This is a genomic window from Nocardia neocaledoniensis, from assembly GCF_029868625.1.
Classification (GTDB): domain Bacteria; phylum Actinomycetota; class Actinomycetes; order Mycobacteriales; family Mycobacteriaceae; genus Nocardia; species Nocardia neocaledoniensis_A.
Window position 1 is genome coordinate 1 of the sequence record NZ_JARWOJ010000303.1, and the last position, 14,193, is coordinate 14,193.

Annotated in this window: 13 protein-coding genes and 1 pseudogene; 8 read left to right on the forward strand and 6 right to left on the reverse strand. The window is 69.6% G+C overall.

Annotated features, from left to right (window positions below; genetic code table 11):
• The 3 genes from QH270_RS22515 to QH270_RS22525 all read left to right on the forward strand — a co-directional run.
• On the forward strand, nt 1–381 hold a 381-nt coding region (locus QH270_RS22515; protein WP_432420408.1), incomplete at its 5' end, for an AMP-binding enzyme.
• A gap of 27 nt (nt 382–408) precedes the next feature.
• Entirely contained in the window at nt 409–1,122 is a 714-nt protein-coding gene (locus QH270_RS22520) for a response regulator transcription factor (RefSeq protein WP_280345835.1), read from the forward strand.
• Entirely contained in the window at nt 1,119–2,528 is a 1,410-nt protein-coding gene (locus tag QH270_RS22525) for a HAMP domain-containing sensor histidine kinase (protein WP_280345837.1), read from the forward strand. Before QH270_RS22520 ends, QH270_RS22525 begins: the two co-directional genes overlap by 4 nt.
• Before the next feature lie 9 nt (nt 2,529–2,537).
• Here the strand turns inward: QH270_RS22525 and QH270_RS22530 are convergent, their stop codons facing one another.
• Entirely contained in the window at nt 2,538–3,194 is a 657-nt protein-coding gene (locus tag QH270_RS22530) for a hypothetical protein (protein ID WP_280345839.1), read from the reverse strand.
• A gap of 278 nt (nt 3,195–3,472) precedes the next feature.
• On the opposite strand from QH270_RS22530, the gene QH270_RS22535 reads away from it, so the two are divergent.
• Nucleotides 3,473–4,633: a hypothetical protein gene (locus tag QH270_RS22535; RefSeq protein ID WP_280345842.1), complete on the forward strand. Its 1,161-nt coding sequence runs from the start codon at nt 3,473–3,475 to the stop codon at nt 4,631–4,633.
• 63 nt (nt 4,634–4,696) lie between these two features.
• Here QH270_RS22535 and QH270_RS22540 read toward each other — a convergent pair whose 3' ends face one another.
• From QH270_RS22540 to pdxH, 4 genes are all read right to left on the reverse strand, one after another.
• Nucleotides 4,697–5,056 (reverse strand): FKBP-type peptidyl-prolyl cis-trans isomerase, encoded by a 360-nt coding sequence (locus QH270_RS22540; protein ID WP_280345845.1) that lies wholly within the window; start codon nt 5,054–5,056, stop codon nt 4,697–4,699.
• A gap of 49 nt (nt 5,057–5,105) precedes the next feature.
• The gene (locus QH270_RS22545; RefSeq protein WP_280345846.1) at nt 5,106–6,419 is read right to left on the reverse strand and encodes a citrate synthase; all 1,314 of its coding nucleotides are present in this window, start codon (nt 6,417–6,419) and stop codon (nt 5,106–5,108) included.
• A gap of 97 nt (nt 6,420–6,516) precedes the next feature.
• Nucleotides 6,517–7,839 carry an MFS transporter gene (locus QH270_RS22550; protein ID WP_280345850.1) on the reverse strand — a complete coding sequence of 441 codons (1,323 nt, stop codon included), beginning with the start codon at nt 7,837–7,839 and terminating at the stop codon, nt 6,517–6,519.
• A 61-nt stretch (nt 7,840–7,900) separates the two neighbouring features.
• Nucleotides 7,901–8,605, reverse strand: coding sequence for a pyridoxamine 5'-phosphate oxidase (gene pdxH / locus QH270_RS22555; RefSeq protein ID WP_280345853.1), 705 nt, complete (start codon nt 8,603–8,605; stop codon nt 7,901–7,903).
• 75 nt (nt 8,606–8,680) lie between these two features.
• Here pdxH and QH270_RS22560 point away from each other — a divergent pair, with 75 nt between their 5' ends.
• A complete protein-coding gene (locus QH270_RS22560; protein WP_280345856.1) occupies nt 8,681–9,805 on the forward strand; it encodes a citrate synthase 2 in 1,125 nt (374 codons plus the stop codon).
• A gap of 121 nt (nt 9,806–9,926) precedes the next feature.
• Entirely contained in the window at nt 9,927–10,877 is a 951-nt protein-coding gene (locus QH270_RS22565; protein ID WP_280345858.1) for an SDR family NAD(P)-dependent oxidoreductase, read from the forward strand.
• Nucleotides 10,878–10,962: 85 nt separating this feature from the next.
• On the opposite strand, the gene QH270_RS22570 is transcribed toward QH270_RS22565, so the two are convergent.
• Nucleotides 10,963–11,598 carry a hypothetical protein gene (locus QH270_RS22570; protein ID WP_280345860.1) on the reverse strand — a complete coding sequence of 212 codons (636 nt, stop codon included), beginning with the start codon at nt 11,596–11,598 and terminating at the stop codon, nt 10,963–10,965.
• A 213-nt stretch (nt 11,599–11,811) separates the two neighbouring features.
• Here QH270_RS22570 and serC point away from each other — a divergent pair, with 213 nt between their 5' ends.
• Both serC and sepH read left to right on the forward strand, forming a co-directional pair.
• Nucleotides 11,812–12,933: a phosphoserine transaminase gene (gene serC / locus QH270_RS22575; protein WP_280345863.1), complete on the forward strand. Its 1,122-nt coding sequence runs from the start codon at nt 11,812–11,814 to the stop codon at nt 12,931–12,933.
• A 312-nt stretch (nt 12,934–13,245) separates the two neighbouring features.
• A pseudogene (gene sepH, locus QH270_RS22580) lies at nt 13,246–13,983 on the forward strand (septation protein SepH); the annotation flags it as partial.
• Nucleotides 13,984–14,193: the final 210 nt, after the last annotated feature.

A 14,193-nucleotide genomic window follows, 5' to 3' on the forward strand; every position in this document is an offset into this window, starting at 1 on the left:
GTCATCGGCGTCCCGGACGAGCTCAAGGGCCATCTTCCGCTGGCCTATGTCGTGCTCAAGCAGGGCGTCGAGGTCGACCCGGAGCAGTTGCGCGAGGAACTGGCCGAACGCGTGCGCGCCCAGATCGGCGCCATCGCGACCCTGCACAGCGCGATCATCGTCACCGGGCTGCCGAAGACCCGTTCCGGCAAGATCCTGCGCAAGACCATCCGTCAGCTCACCGCGGGCGAGCACGTGGAAGTTCCGGCCACCATCGAGGACCCGGCCGTGCTCACCGCCCTGGCCGACCGCATCCTGGCCAATCCCCCGCTCGGCGCTTCCGCTCCGCCCGGGCAGGAGGCGGGCGAGCGTGACGGTGACCCGGTGGCGCCGACGCCCTGACGCTGCCGGGCGGCGCGGCGAAATACCATGGCGTCCGTGACCGAACGCGCCGCCGCCACCGTCCTCGTCGTCGACGACGACCCCGATGTCCTCGCCTCGGTCGAACGCGGGCTGCGACTGTCCGGCTTCCAGGTGCTGGTGGCCCGCGACGGGGCCGCGGCGCTGCGCTCGGTGTCCGAGCACTCCCCCGACGCGGTGGTGCTCGACATGAACATGCCGGTGCTCGACGGCGCCGGGGTCGTGACGGCCTTGCGCGCGATGGGCAACGACGTGCCGGTCTGCGTGCTCAGCGCCCGGTCCTCGGTGGACGACCGGATCGCCGGCCTGGAGTCCGGCGCCGACGATTACCTGGTGAAACCGTTCGAGCTGGCCGAGCTGGTGGCCAGGATCCGCGCGCTGCTGCGTCGACGCACCGACACCACGGAGCCGGTGGCGCCCGGCACGATCACCGTCGGCCCGTTGCAGATCGATGTGGCCGGGTATCGCGCGCTGCTGCACGGCCGGGAAATCGAGCTCACCAAACGCGAATTCGAATTGCTCTCGACGCTCGCAAGGAATGCGGGTGTCGTGCTGACCAGGGAGCGGCTGCTCGAATTGGTGTGGGGTTACGACTTCGTCGCCGATACGAATGTCGTCGACGTGTTCGTGGGATATCTGCGCCGCAAACTCGAAATAGATGACACGCCAAGGATTCTGCACACCATCCGGGGCGTCGGGTTTGTGCTCCGGGAACCCAAATGAGTACCGAGCCTTCATCGAAAGTTCATCGGAGACAATCATTTTCGTTGCGCTCCCGAGTGGCGGGCGCGGCCGCCGCGGGCGCCGTCATCATCGTGACGATCGCCGCGTTCGTCGGATTCCAGGCAATCGAACGCAACAATGTGACCCAGACCGATCAGCAGCTCGAGATCGCGTCCCGCATCGTGTTGATCGAACCGGTGCTCGCGACGGGATTCGTCAACCTGACCGGGCTGCAGAACACCATGGCGCTCACCGTGCGCGACAACGGCCAGGTGACCGCGTCGAGTTCCACCCAGCTGCCGGATCTACCACCCGGCTCGCAGACCGTCGTGGTGAACGACCAGCCCTACCGCGTGCTCACCTCCACCGAGAACCAGCCTGCTGGACGCACCGTCTCCCTCGCCATCCCGACCACCGAGGCCGCCAAGGCCACCGCCGACCAGCAGCGCTGGGTGCTCGCCGGTGCGGCGATCGCCGTTGCGGCCGCGGCGGCGCTGGGCTGGCTGCTCGCCGGGCGGGCCGTGCGCCCGATCGTGAAGCTCACCGAGCAGGTCTCGGCGCGCAGCGGGTTCGGCGACCCGACCACCTCGGCCCAGCCGGTCGACGGCTCTGGCGTCGACGAGGCCGTGAAACTGGCCGACGCGGTGAACACCATGCTGGGCCGCGTCGACGAGGCACAGGCGGAGACGGCCGCCGCGCTGGAGACGGCCCGCGACTTCGCCGCCGTGTCGGCCCATGAGCTGCGCACCCCGCTGACCGCGATCCGCACCGATCTCGAGGTCCTGCGCACGCTCGACCTGACCGAGGCCCAGCGCCGCGAGATCCTCGACGACCTCGCCCGCAACGAGACCAGGATCGAGACCACCCTCACCGCGCTCGAGCGCCTGGCCCGCGGCGACCTCACCGCCGAGGCCGATCACGTACCCACCGATGTGGCCGACCTCTGCGATCAGGCCGCGCACGACGCGATGCGGCACTATCCGGGGCTCTCGGTCCGCATCGACACCGACGCCGAACTCATCACCCTCGGCCTGCCCGCCGGGCTGCGGCTGGCCGTCGACAACGCGCTGACCAACTCGGTCAAGCACGGCGGCGCGACCCGCGCGGTCGTCTCGGCGCACCGCACCGGCACGGACCGCATCGTCATCGCCGTCGACGACAACGGTTCCGGGGTGCCGCCCGCCGAGCGCGAGGCCGTGTTCGCCCGCTTCGCCCGTGGCGTCAACGCCAGCGAGGGCGGCTCGGGCCTCGGCCTCGCGCTGGTCGCCCAGCAGGCCCAGTTACACGGCGGCAGCGCCCGTTTCGAGACCAGCGGGCTCGGCGGGGCCCGGCTGGTACTCGATCTGCCGATCCGCCGGACAACGAAAAACCCCGCCTCCGAAGCGGAGACGGGGCAGTTCGGCTAACGCTCAGCGTCAGGGCAGGACCTGCGGCACCGACTCCGGGATCACCAGGCCGATGACAGCGCCGATCACGGCACCGGTCAGGGCCATGTTGATGATGCCGGGCACCGCGCAGAACACGTAGCCGATGATGAACGCGGCCAGGGCCGGGATGCACAGGATCGCGGCGGCGATCGCACCGACGGTGGCGCCCGCGGCGGCCCCGTTCTGCACCGGGTCGTGGTTCGCGGCCGACGGGTCGGTGGCGATGTTCTTCAGCTCGGTGCTGGTGTCGGTGGAAAGCTGCGGCGCCATCGCGAGGCTCTTGCCGTCCTCGGAGACCACCGAGGCGATCGCGACGGCGTTGCCGGTGGCCGTGGTGAACTTCAGCGGCACCTGGCCGACGACGGCGCCGGTGGCCGAGACCACGGTGACGGCGTCGGGGGTGATCACGAACCGGCCGTTGTCGACGGTCGCGGAGATGCTGCGCAGATCCGGCGCGACGACCGTGCGGAAGTCGACGCCGTCGGCGGTACCCGCGCTCGACAGGCCGGTGGCGATCTGCGCCTGACGCTCGGTGTCGACGTCGGCCGCCGCGGTGCCCGCGGTGACCAGCGAGGTGGCGACGACCAGCGGCAGCGCCGCGACCAGCGCGCGGCGCGCGGTACGAATGATGTTGTGATTGCCCATGTTCGATGTCTCCCTCCCGATGCCCCCGGTGAATCCCCGCAACCCCCGGACGAATCGAAAAAATTCTCGATGTCGATTGACTCGAGATTTGTACCGGATGTACCGGGACCACGAAAGCAGATGTGACGCAGTACATATCGCGTGAAGGTTTGGTTGTCCCGCTCACCGGGAACAGCTTTTCGCCGGCACACCGGCGGCTAACGCCCGCGCCGCATCCTCACCGAACTCTCAGACCTCTCCCAACGCGCGCTGTGCACTGCCCCGATACCGTCGCCGCCATGATCGGAAAACGTGCCCGAGTGGCCTGTCTCGTCGCCGCTGTCGCACTCACGGCGGGCGGCATCGCCGCGTGCGCGGGCGGCGGTGCGGCGCCCACCGGATTCGCGTTGGTCAACGCCGATGCCGGGCCGACCGGGGCGCGTGTGGCCAAGGCCGTCGAGGAGGCGGGCGGCTACGAGTGGACGGTGGCGAAGCCGGGCGAGATCGACGCCGCCGACTACGCCGCGGTGATCACCCTGCCCGAGAACCTCACGGCGTCCATGGCCACCCTGGCCACGCCGCAGCCCCAGCGCGCCAAGGTCACCGTCAGCGCGCACGAGGGCGCCGACGAGGGCGAGGTGAACGGCGCCGTCGCCGCCGTCACGCACCGGATCGGCGCCTCGGGCGTCGATGCCGCGCTGGCCGCGGTGGCGCAGGCGCGCAACCAGATGACGTCGGTGCAGTTCACCGCGCAGCTGCTCAGCGCCGGGGTGAACGCGGCCGCAGACGGCGCCGCCCAGTTCAGCGGCGGCGCCGAGGAGATGCTCGGCTTCCTCGACTTCGCGAAACAGGGTGCGGGCGAACTCACTTCGGCCATCGAGCTGCTCAACCAGACCGTCGACGGGGCGACCACGCAGGCGAATCAGCTCGCCGACGCACTCGGCGCCACCGGCGTCACCATCGCGGAGGTCGAACGCGGAGCGGGGGCGATGAGCTCCGGTCTCGACCAGATCCTGCCGCTGCTGCGTGCCCTGCCCTTCGCCGACGATCCGCAGCTGGCCGACATCATCACCAAACTCGAAGCACTGCGAGGCATTTCGAGCCAGGCGGGCACCCAGCTCACCGGCCTCGCCGAATTGACCGGCGCCGCCGTCGACCCCGGCACCGACCTGGGCACCCTGCTGCGCACCGTCGTCGCCCGCCTCGACAGCGCCCGCGTCCAGCTCAGCCAGGGCGCCGAACTCGCCAAGGGCCTGCCCGCCCTCGCCGACCAGGGCGGCGCCCAGGTCGCCTCCGCCATCGAACAGATGACCACGGGCGTCGGCGCCCTCCAGAACATCGTCGGCAACCTCAACACCCAGACCGGCAAGGCCATCGAAGCCCTGCCGCCGCTGGGGCAGGCCCAGCAATCGGCCCTCGCCCTGGCCCTCACCGACCCGGTCGAGGTCGTCCACGAATAGTGGCCCCCAGACGACTGCGGCCCGCCTTCCCCAGGGGAGGCGGGCCGCAGTGGTCTGCTCAGGTCAGTGCGCGTCGAGCAGGTCGATCACGAAGACCAGGGTCTTGCCGGAGAGGTGGTGGCCCGCACCGGCGGGGCCGTAGGCGAGCTCCGGCGGGATGGTCAGCTGGCGACGGCCGCCGACCTTCATGCCGGGGATGCCGTCCTGCCAGCCCTGGATCAGGCCGCGCAGCGGGAAGGTGATGGATTCGCCACGGTCCCACGAAGAGTCGAACTGCTCGCCGGTCTCGAACTCGACGCCGACGTAGTGCACCTCGACGGTGCCGCCGGGCACCGCTTCCTTGCCTTCGCCCTCGACGAGATCCTTGATCACGAGCGCGGTGGGCGCGGGGCCCTCCTGGAATTCGATCTCCGGCTTGGTCATTCGGCTATCCCCTTCGATAGTTGAGTAAGTCGCCAGACGAGTGTCGAGATCAGCGGGTGCCGATATCGAGGTAGTCACGCTCACCGTAGCCGGTGTAGATCTGGCGCGGGCGGCCGATCTTGAGCGGCTCGGAGTGCATCTCGCGCCAGTGGGCGATCCAGCCGGGCAGGCGGCCCATGGCGAAGAGCACGGTGAACATGCGGGTCGGGAAGCCCATGGCCCGGTAGATGACGCCGGTGTAGAAGTCGACGTTCGGGTACAGGCGACGCGAGACGAAGTAGTCGTCGGTGAGGGCGGCCTCTTCGAGCTGCTTGGCGATGTCGAGCAGCTGGTCGTCGCCACCGATCTTCGACAGGATCTTGTCGGCGGCCTGCTTGACCAGGGTGGCGCGCGGGTCGTAGTTGCGGTAGACGCGGTGCCCGAAGCCCATGAGCTTCACGCCGTCTTCCTTGTTCTTGACCTTGCGGATGAATTCCTTGACGTCGCCGCCGTTGGCCTTGATCTCGTCGAGCATCTCGAGCACGGCCTGGTTGGCGCCGCCGTGCAGCGGGCCCCACAGCGCGTTGATGCCACCGGACACCGAGGTGAACAGGTTGGCGTCGGAGGAGCCGACGAGCCGCACGGTCGAGGTGGAGCAGTTCTGCTCGTGGTCGGCGTGCAGGATCAGCAGCATGTCGAGCGCGGCCGCGATCTCCGGGTCGACCTCGTAGGGCTCGGCCGGGAAGCCGAAGGTCATCCGCAGGAAGTTCTCCACCAGCGACAGCGAGTTGTCCGGGTAGAGGAACGGCTGGCCGACCGACTTCTTGTACGAGTAGGCCGCGATGGTGGGCAGCTTGGCCAGCAGGCGGATGGTCGACAGCTCGACCTGCTCCGGGTCGCGCGGGTCCAGCGAGTCCTGGTAGTACGCCGACAGCGCGTTCACCGCGGACGACAGCACCGGCATCGGGTGCGCGTTGCGCGGGAAGCCGTCGAAGAACCGCTTCAGGTCCTCGTGCAGCAGGGTGTGGCGGCGGATGCGATCGGTGAAGTCGTCGAGCTGGGCCTGGGTGGGCAGCTCGCCGTAGATGAGCAGGTAGCTGACCTCGATGAAGGTCGAGCGGCCGGCCAGCTGGTCGATCGGGTACCCGCGGTAGCGCAGGATGCCCGCCTCACCGTCGATGTAGGTGATCGCCGACTTGGTCGACGCGGTGTTCATGAAACCGGGGTCGTACGTGACGTAACCGGTGCTGGCCAGCAGCTTGCCCAAGTCGAGTCCGTCGTTGCCCTCTGCGGCCTTGGTGACCGAGATCGGGAACTCGCCACCGGGGTACTGCAGTACCGCCTTGGCGTCTTCGGCGACGTTGGTGATGTTCTCAGCGGGCACGGAAGGATCCCTCTCAGGCTAGAACCGTCGGCACCGATGCGGTCGGCACGCGGTGCACTTGCGCTAACGCTAGCTGTTGTTCGGTCGAGGCGAGCAATCAGGGGTTGTCCTGCGCTGTTCTCACACCGAGCCCGTCAGACGGTGAGGTCGAATCGGTGTGCGCGCGACCCACCCGGTAGCGCACGAACGCGGGAAAGGCCAACGCTGCGAGAACCACCCCGATCACGACCAGGACGCCACCACCCGCGGCAGCTACAGCGGTACCCAGGCTGGCGGCCGCGAAACCGTGCGCAACATCACCGACACGTGGTCCACCCGCCACGACCACGATGAATACGCCCTGCAACCGGCCGCGCATCTCGTCGGTGGAGACGTTCAGCAGCATCGCGGTGCGGAAGGCGGCCGAGATCATGTCGACCGCGCCGCCGAGCGCGAGGAACGCCACCGCGATCCACAACCACACCCCGAGCCCGAACACGTGCCCGGCGAGTCCGACCGCGACGCCGAACCCGACCATCGCCAGTCCCCAGACCGCGATGCAGACGATCACCGCCAGGCCCTGCCTGCGGATACGGGGCACCCAGCCGGAGAAGACGCCACCGAGCACCGCGCCCGCCGAGATGGCGGCGAACAGCAGCCCCAGCGCGACCCCGCCCTCGGCCGGGTCGTGGAAGGTCTCGTGCGCGATCTGCGGGAACAGCGCGCGCGGCATGCCGAACACCATGGCGATGATGTCGACGACGAACGAGGCGAGCAGGATGCGCTGACCGGTCAGGTAGCGGAAGCCGTCGAGCACCGCGCGCAGTCCGGCTCTGCGCTGGTCACCGGTCGGCGGGAAGGCGGGCAGTTTCCATACCGCCCACAGCGTCGCGAGCAGGGCGATCGCGTCGATAAGGTACAGGGTCGGCAACCCGAGCACGGGGATCAGGATGCCGGCGAGGACCGGTCCGGCGATCATGCCGACGTTCTGCACCGTCATGCTCAGCGAGCTGGCCGCGGCGATCTGCTCCGGCGGCAGCAGCCGGGCGATGGCCGCGCCGCGGGTGGGCTGGTTGACCGCGAAGAACGCCTGCTGGGCGGCGAAGAGCCCGAGCACCAGCCACACATTGTTCAGCCCGAGCGCGGCCTGCGCCCAGAACGCGACGGCCGTCGCGCCGGTGCCCGCCGTGGTGATGATCAGCAGGGTGCGCCGGTCCATCACGTCGGCCAGGGCGCCGCCCCACAGCCCGAACACGATCAGCGGCACCAGCCCGAACAGGCCGGCCAAGCCGACGTAGCCCGAGCTGCCGGTGATCTGGAAGATCTGCTGCGGCACCGCGACGACCGAGAGCTGCGCGCCGATGACGGTGACGATGTTGGTCGTCCAGAGCCTGCGGTAATCCGGATTCCGCAGGGGTTCGGTGTCGGCGAGCAGTTTCACTCACGGGACGCTAGCGATCGCCGCGGAAAGATCCCACGATTTTTTCGGTGACATAGACCACCTACGGCTGCAGCCGCTCCACCGTGGTGTCCTCGCCGTCGATCCGCACCACGATGCGGTTGTGCAGACGCCCGCGCCTGCCCTGCCAGAACTCCACCTCGTCGGGGCGCAGCAGGTAGCCGCCCCAGAACGGCGGCACGGGGATGTCGTCGACGTCGGCGAAGCGGGCCGTGGTCTCGGCCAGGGTGCGGTCGAGTTCGGCGCGCGAGGCGACCGGCTTCGATTGCGTGGAGGCCCAGGCGCCGAGCCGCGATTCCCGTGGCCGCGCCTGCCAGTAGGCGGCGGTCACCTCGGCGGGCACCCGCTCGGTCACTCCGCGCACGTGCACCTGCCTGGCCAGGGCGGGCCAGACGAAGGTCGCCGCGGCGTACGGGTCGGCGGCGAGCTGGCCACCCTTGGCCGAGTCGTAGTTCGTGTAGAACGTCACGCCCTCGGGTGATAGGCCCTTGCACAGCACGGTGCGCGCGACCGGGCGCGGCACCGGTCCCGCCAGCGAGACGGTGGCCAGCACCATGGCGTTGGGCTCGGCGACGCCGAGCATGGTGGCCTGCTCGATCCAATTGCGCAGCAACGGTTCCCAGCCGCCCGCGACCCAGGTCTCGTCCAGGTCGGGTTCGACGGCGGGCGCCGAGAGTGGGTCGCCGTAGTCGACGCGCATGCGCGCGAGATCGGGCGAGGCGGCCGCGGAAGGGTCCTGGTCACGCATAGGGGCGAGGTTACTCCGGGGTATCGGCGGGACTATGGTTGCGGTGATCGGCATGCCCCCGCAAGGAGAGTCACCATGACTACCAGCTCGGTACCACAGGATTTCGTCAGCGGATTGGAAGGCGTGGTGGCCTTCACCACCGACATCGCCGAGCCGGACAAAGACGGTGGCGCCCTGCGCTACCGCGGTGTCGACATCGAGGACCTGGTCACCAATCGCGTCACCTTCGGCGATGTGTGGGCCCTGCTGGTCGACGGCCAGTTCGGCCGCGGCCTCCCGCCCGCCGAGCCCTTCCCCCTGCCGGTGCACACCGGTGACGTGCGCGTCGACGTGCAGGCCGGCCTGGCCATGCTCGCCCCGATCTGGGGCTACGAGCCGCTGCTCGACATCGACGACGAGACCGCCCGCGAGAACCTCGCCCGCGCCTCGGTGATGGCGCTGTCCTACGTGGCCCAGTCGGCGCGCGGCATCTATCAGCCCGCCGTCCCGCAGCGCAAGATCGACGAGTGCGAGACCGTCACCGAGCGGTTCATGACCCGCTGGAAGGGCGATCCGGACCCGCGCCACACCGAGGCCATCGACGCCTACTGGGTCTCGGCCGCCGAGCACGGCATGAACGCCTCCACCTTCACCGCCCGCGTCATCGCCTCCACCGGCGCCGACGTCGCGGCCTCGCTGTCCGGCGCCATCGGCGCCATGTCGGGCCCGCTGCACGGCGGCGCCCCGGCCCGTGTGCTGCCGATGATCGAAGCCGTCGAGCAGTCCGGCGACGCGCGTGGGCTGGTCAAGGGCATCCTGGACCGCAAAGAGAAGCTGATGGGCTTCGGTCACCGCGTCTACCGCGCCGAGGACCCCCGCGCCCGCGTGCTGCGCGCCACCGCCAAGCGCCTCGACGCCCCGCGCTTCGAGGTCGCCGCCGCCCTGGAGCAGGCCGCCCTGGCCGAGCTCCGCGAGCGCCGCCCCGACCGCGCCATCGAGACCAATGTCGAGTTCTGGGCCGCGGTCATCCTCGACTTCGCCGAGGTCCCCGCGCACATGATGCCCGCCATGTTCACCTGTGGCCGTACCGCCGGCTGGTGTGCCCACATCCTCGAGCAGAAGCAGCTGGGCAAGCTCGTCCGCCCCGCCGCCATCTACACCGGCCCCGGCCCCCGCAAGCCGGAAGAGGTCGCCGGCTGGTCCACCATCGCCGGGGGCTGATACCCGCCCGAACCTTCGGAATGAACGACCCGATATGTCGGAATCCATTGCCGGGCAGTGGATTCTGACACGCGGTATGGTCAGTTGGGCTCTGGCTGGATAACCGAAGGGTCGCTCGACGATGATTGATACCGGTAAGGCTCTGCAGAGGGCCGAATTCGAGCTCATGCGGCTCGTCAGCAACGCGTTGACCGGACCGGTTCGGCTCCCCAACCCGTTTCGCCCCAGCCTGCGCGACCAGGTCGCCGACAAGACCGTGCTGATCACCGGCGCGTCCAGTGGGATCGGGCGGGGGCTGGCCGCGCGCGTCGCCGAGGCGGGGGCGATCACGGTCGTCACCGCGCGGCGGACGGCGGAGCTGGATCAGCTGGTCGCCGAGATCCGCGGCAAGGGCGGTAAGGCTTTCGCCATCACCTCGGACCTGTCGACCGCGGCCGGCGTCGAGAAGCTGGCCGACGACATCCTCGTCGAATTCGGCGCACCGGACATCCTGGTCAACAACGCGGGGCGCTCGATCAGGCGGCCGCTGGACCGGTCCGCGCAACGCCTCCACGATTTCGAACGCACCATGCGCGTCAACTACTTCGGCGCGGTCGGACTGATCCTCCAGTTGCTACCTGAGATGCGCGAGAAGAACGGCGCGCAGATCATCACCAGCTCCTCGGTCGGCACCCTCACCTACCCGCCGCAGTTCTCCGCCTATGTCGGATCGAAGGCCGCCCTGGACGCGGTCATGCGCATCGCGGCCATCGAAACCCTCTCCGACGGAGTGGTTTTCACCCGCGTGCACCTGCCGATGATCGACACCGCCATGGCCGCGCCCGAGGGCTTGCACGCCTACACCAAGCTCCCCGTCGAGACCGCCGTCGACATGATCGTCGACGCCATCATCCGCCGCCCCGACGACGTCCAGGACCTGCTCGGCATCGCAGGCGCCTGGCTGAATCTGCTCGTCCCCGGCGTGGTCAAACACGCACTGCACAGCGTGCACCACAAGATGCCACCCCGCCCGGCCCCCACACCGCAACACCGAGCCCACCTCTCCACACTCGCGCCCCAACCGGCCGAGTGACGGTCCGCGCACAAGGACTCACAGCCGATGGGCGTCGACGGCTCCGAGCCGCCGGCGCCCTTCGCGTGACCGGCGGGCCGCTCGGTCAGGTCAGGGTCGAGAAATCGATGGCGACGGAGGTTCCGCGGTCGACTGTGAAGAAGGCGGCGTCGAGGCGGGTGCCGAGTTCGATCTGGCCGACGGCCGCGAGGGGGACGGGCTGGATCAGGCGGACCCGCCAGGGGGTGGGTTCGTCCCAGGCGCGCAGTTCCAGGTCGAGGCGCAGGACCGGGTCGTCGCGGCCGGTGTAGTCGGCGGCGATGGGGGCGACCGCCAGGACGGTGGCCTCGGCGCGGCGGCCGTTGGCGAGGATCTTGGCGGCGGCGCTGCGGCCGGACTGCGGGACGTCGGGGACGTACAGCACCACGCGATCGCGGTCGCCGGGGTCGACCCGGCAGCCGACGGTGTCGCCGGGCTGCATCCATTCCAGGTCCTGGCTACGAACCCGCTGCCGCACCCGCGCGTCGTAAGCGAGCTCGCCGGGGAGGTGCACCCGCACCGAGAACCGGTATCCCCCTTCGCCGCGCCGCGACCGCACCGACAGCACCGTCGCGGTCGCGGGTAACCCCCTGATCAGCAGTTCCCGCCGGGAGCTCTCGGCCAGCAGACCCGGCCGCCTCCCGAACGCCCACACAAACCGGTCGAGCAGGGTCCGACCCGAGTCGGCCGCGGCGAGGCTCATAGCGAAAGGGTAATGCGAACACCGTACGGACATGGGCGAATTCCCCGCACTTCGCCCCGGCGCCGCGACGCGCGGCCGAGACGGGGTCGAACCCGCCGCTCCGACCCGCGTCTCCTGAGCGACCGTCCAGCCCCGAGTGGGCCGCCTCACAGCGGCTCAGCGACCCCGCCCCCGTGCGCGCCGGACCATCCACCCACCACTAAACTCGCCCCCATGACCAGTGCGTTCCCGACCATTCCCGCCGACCTCAAGCCCGCCGACGGACGGTTCGGCTGCGGCCCGTCCAAGGTCCGCCCGGAGCAGCTGCAGTCCCTGGTGACTGTGGGCGCCTCGGTGTTCGGCACCTCGCATCGCCAGAAGCCGGTCAAGGACGTGGTGGCGCGGGTGCGCAACGGCCTGCGTGAGCTGTTCTCCCTGCCCGAGGGCTACGAGGTCGTTCTCGGTAACGGTGGCACCACCGCGTTCTGGGACGCCGCCGCCTTCGGCCTGATCCGTGAGCGTTCGCTGCACCTGACCAACGGCGAGTTCTCCTCGAAGTTCGCCTCGGTCGCCAAGGGCAACCCCTTCATCGGTGACCCGATCGTCGTCTCGGCCGAGCCGGGCAGCGCGCCCGAGCCCGTGTCGGACCCGAGTGTCGACCTCATCGGCTGGGCCCACAACGAGACCTCGACCGGTGTGTCCATCCCGGTCTCGCGTCCGGCCGGTTCGGAGAACGCCCTGATCGCCATCGACGCCACCTCCGGTGCGGGCGGCCTGCCGGTGAACATCGCCGACTCCGACGTGTACTACTTCGCCCCGCAGAAGTGCTTCGCCGCCGACGGTGGCCTGTGGATCGCGATCATGAGCCCGGCCGCGCTGGCGCGCGTCGCCGAGATCAAGGAGTCGGGTCGCTGGACCCCGGAGTTCCTGTCGCTGCCGATCGCCATCGACAACTCCACCAAGGACCAGACCTACAACACCCCGGCCCTGGCCACCCTGCTGCTGTTCGCCGACCAGATCGAGTGGATGAACGCCAACGGCGGCCTCGACTGGACCGTCAAGCGCACCCTGGATTCCTCCTCGCGCCTGTACTCGTGGGCCGAGTCGAGCTCCTTCGCCACCCCGTACGTGACCGATCCGGCGCATCGCTCGCAGGTCGTCGGCACCATCGACTTCGACGACGCGGTCGACGCCGCGCAGGTCGCGAAGATCCTGCGGGCCAACGGCATCGTCGACACCGAGCCGTACCGGAAGCTGGGTCGTAACCAGCTGCGCGTCGGCATGTTCCCGGCCATCGATCCGGAAGACGTTTCGCAGCTGACCCGTTCGATCGACTGGGTCGTCGGCCAGCTCTGACACAATTCGGCCGACGGGCCGGTGCGCGGTGAACTATTTCCGGTTCATCACGCACCGGCCCTTTGCGTAGGCGCGCCACGGATTCGCAATATTCGCATCACACCACCGGTTCGGTCCGGGACAATTGATGTTGATCCATCACCAAAACGCCTGTACACGTGTGGGATTCGGGTGGTGAGCCGATCAGATTAGCGGTACCTGCCCGCTCGGTGCGCGATTTCGGTCGTGCGTGTCTGCTGCCGCGGGCAAGTAATGTGCACTACTGTCTAGGAAAGTGGGCGGTGTCGTAGCCGACGCGATAGGGAGGTAACGGTGCGTGAACTTCGAGTGATCGGGGTGACGCCCGACTCCACGCACATCGTGTGCAGTGACACCGAGTCCGGCACCAAATACCGGTTGCCCGCCGATGACAAGCTCCGCGCGGCGGCGCGCGGCGACCTCGCACGATTCGGCCAGATCGAGATCGAAACGGAGGCGTCCATGCGTCCTCGCGATATCCAGGCCCGCATTCGAGCCGGAGCGTCCGTCGAGCAGGTCACGGCGGAATCCGGCATGCCGGCGAGCAAAGTCGAACGTTTCGCCTATCCGGTGTTGCTGGAACGTGCCCGGGCCGCCGAACTGGCGCAGAAGGCGCATCCCGTGCGCCCCGACGGTCCCGCCCTGGAAACGCTGCACGAGATCGTCACCGCGGCGTTCGCCGAGCGCGGCCACACCATCGAACAGGCCGAATGGGACGCCTGGAAGGACGAAAAAGGATTCTGGGTCGCCCAATTGCAGTGGCGGCACGGACACTCCGAGATCGCGGCGCACTGGCGCTACCAGCCCGACGCGCACGGCGGTTCGGTCTCCCCGCTCGACGATCCGGCCAACGACCTGATCGACCCCGATTTCGGGCGCGCGTTGCGCGGCCTGGCCACCATCCTGCCGACCCCGGCGCAGCAGGCCGCGCCGGTCGTCGCGCCGCCGACTCCGGTGGAGCCACGGCCGCGTGAGCAGGCCGCGCCGACCGCGCGTCCGACGGCCCGGCCCGCGCAGCCGACCCTGGACGAGTACTACGAGCAGCGTGCCGTCGCGGCCGGTGGCGGTGCGGGGGGGGGACCCCCCCCCCCCCCCCCCCCCCGGCCGGGGGGGGGCGGGGGGCCGGCGCCCCCCGCCCCCGCCCCACGGTTCGGTGAGGGTGCGAAGCACGATCGGCACCGGTGGGTGCAAACGCAGGGTCTCCTGGCAGAGGGCGCCGAGCAGGGGCAGTCGCGCCTGTTC

What these genes read in the sequence shown, in the direction of transcription:
- QH270_RS22520 (WP_280345835.1), top strand. Translation starts at nt 409, where the DNA reads ATGGCGTCCGTGACCGAACGCGCCGCCGCCACCGTCCTCGTCGTCGAC.
- QH270_RS22525 (WP_280345837.1), top strand. Translation starts at nt 1,119, where the DNA reads ATGAGTACCGAGCCTTCATCGAAAGTTCATCGGAGACAATCATTTTCG.
- QH270_RS22530 (WP_280345839.1), bottom strand. Translation starts at nt 3,194, where the DNA reads ATGGGCAATCACAACATCATTCGTACCGCGCGCCGCGCGCTGGTCGCG.
- QH270_RS22535 (WP_280345842.1), top strand. Translation starts at nt 3,473, where the DNA reads ATGATCGGAAAACGTGCCCGAGTGGCCTGTCTCGTCGCCGCTGTCGCA.
- QH270_RS22540 (WP_280345845.1), bottom strand. Translation starts at nt 5,056, where the DNA reads ATGACCAAGCCGGAGATCGAATTCCAGGAGGGCCCCGCGCCCACCGCG.
- pdxH (WP_280345853.1), bottom strand. Translation starts at nt 8,605, where the DNA reads ATGCGTGACCAGGACCCTTCCGCGGCCGCCTCGCCCGATCTCGCGCGC.
- QH270_RS22560 (WP_280345856.1), top strand. Translation starts at nt 8,681, where the DNA reads ATGACTACCAGCTCGGTACCACAGGATTTCGTCAGCGGATTGGAAGGC.
- QH270_RS22565 (WP_280345858.1), top strand. Translation starts at nt 9,927, where the DNA reads ATGATTGATACCGGTAAGGCTCTGCAGAGGGCCGAATTCGAGCTCATG.
- QH270_RS22570 (WP_280345860.1), bottom strand. Translation starts at nt 11,598, where the DNA reads ATGAGCCTCGCCGCGGCCGACTCGGGTCGGACCCTGCTCGACCGGTTT.
- serC (WP_280345863.1), top strand. Translation starts at nt 11,812, where the DNA reads ATGACCAGTGCGTTCCCGACCATTCCCGCCGACCTCAAGCCCGCCGAC.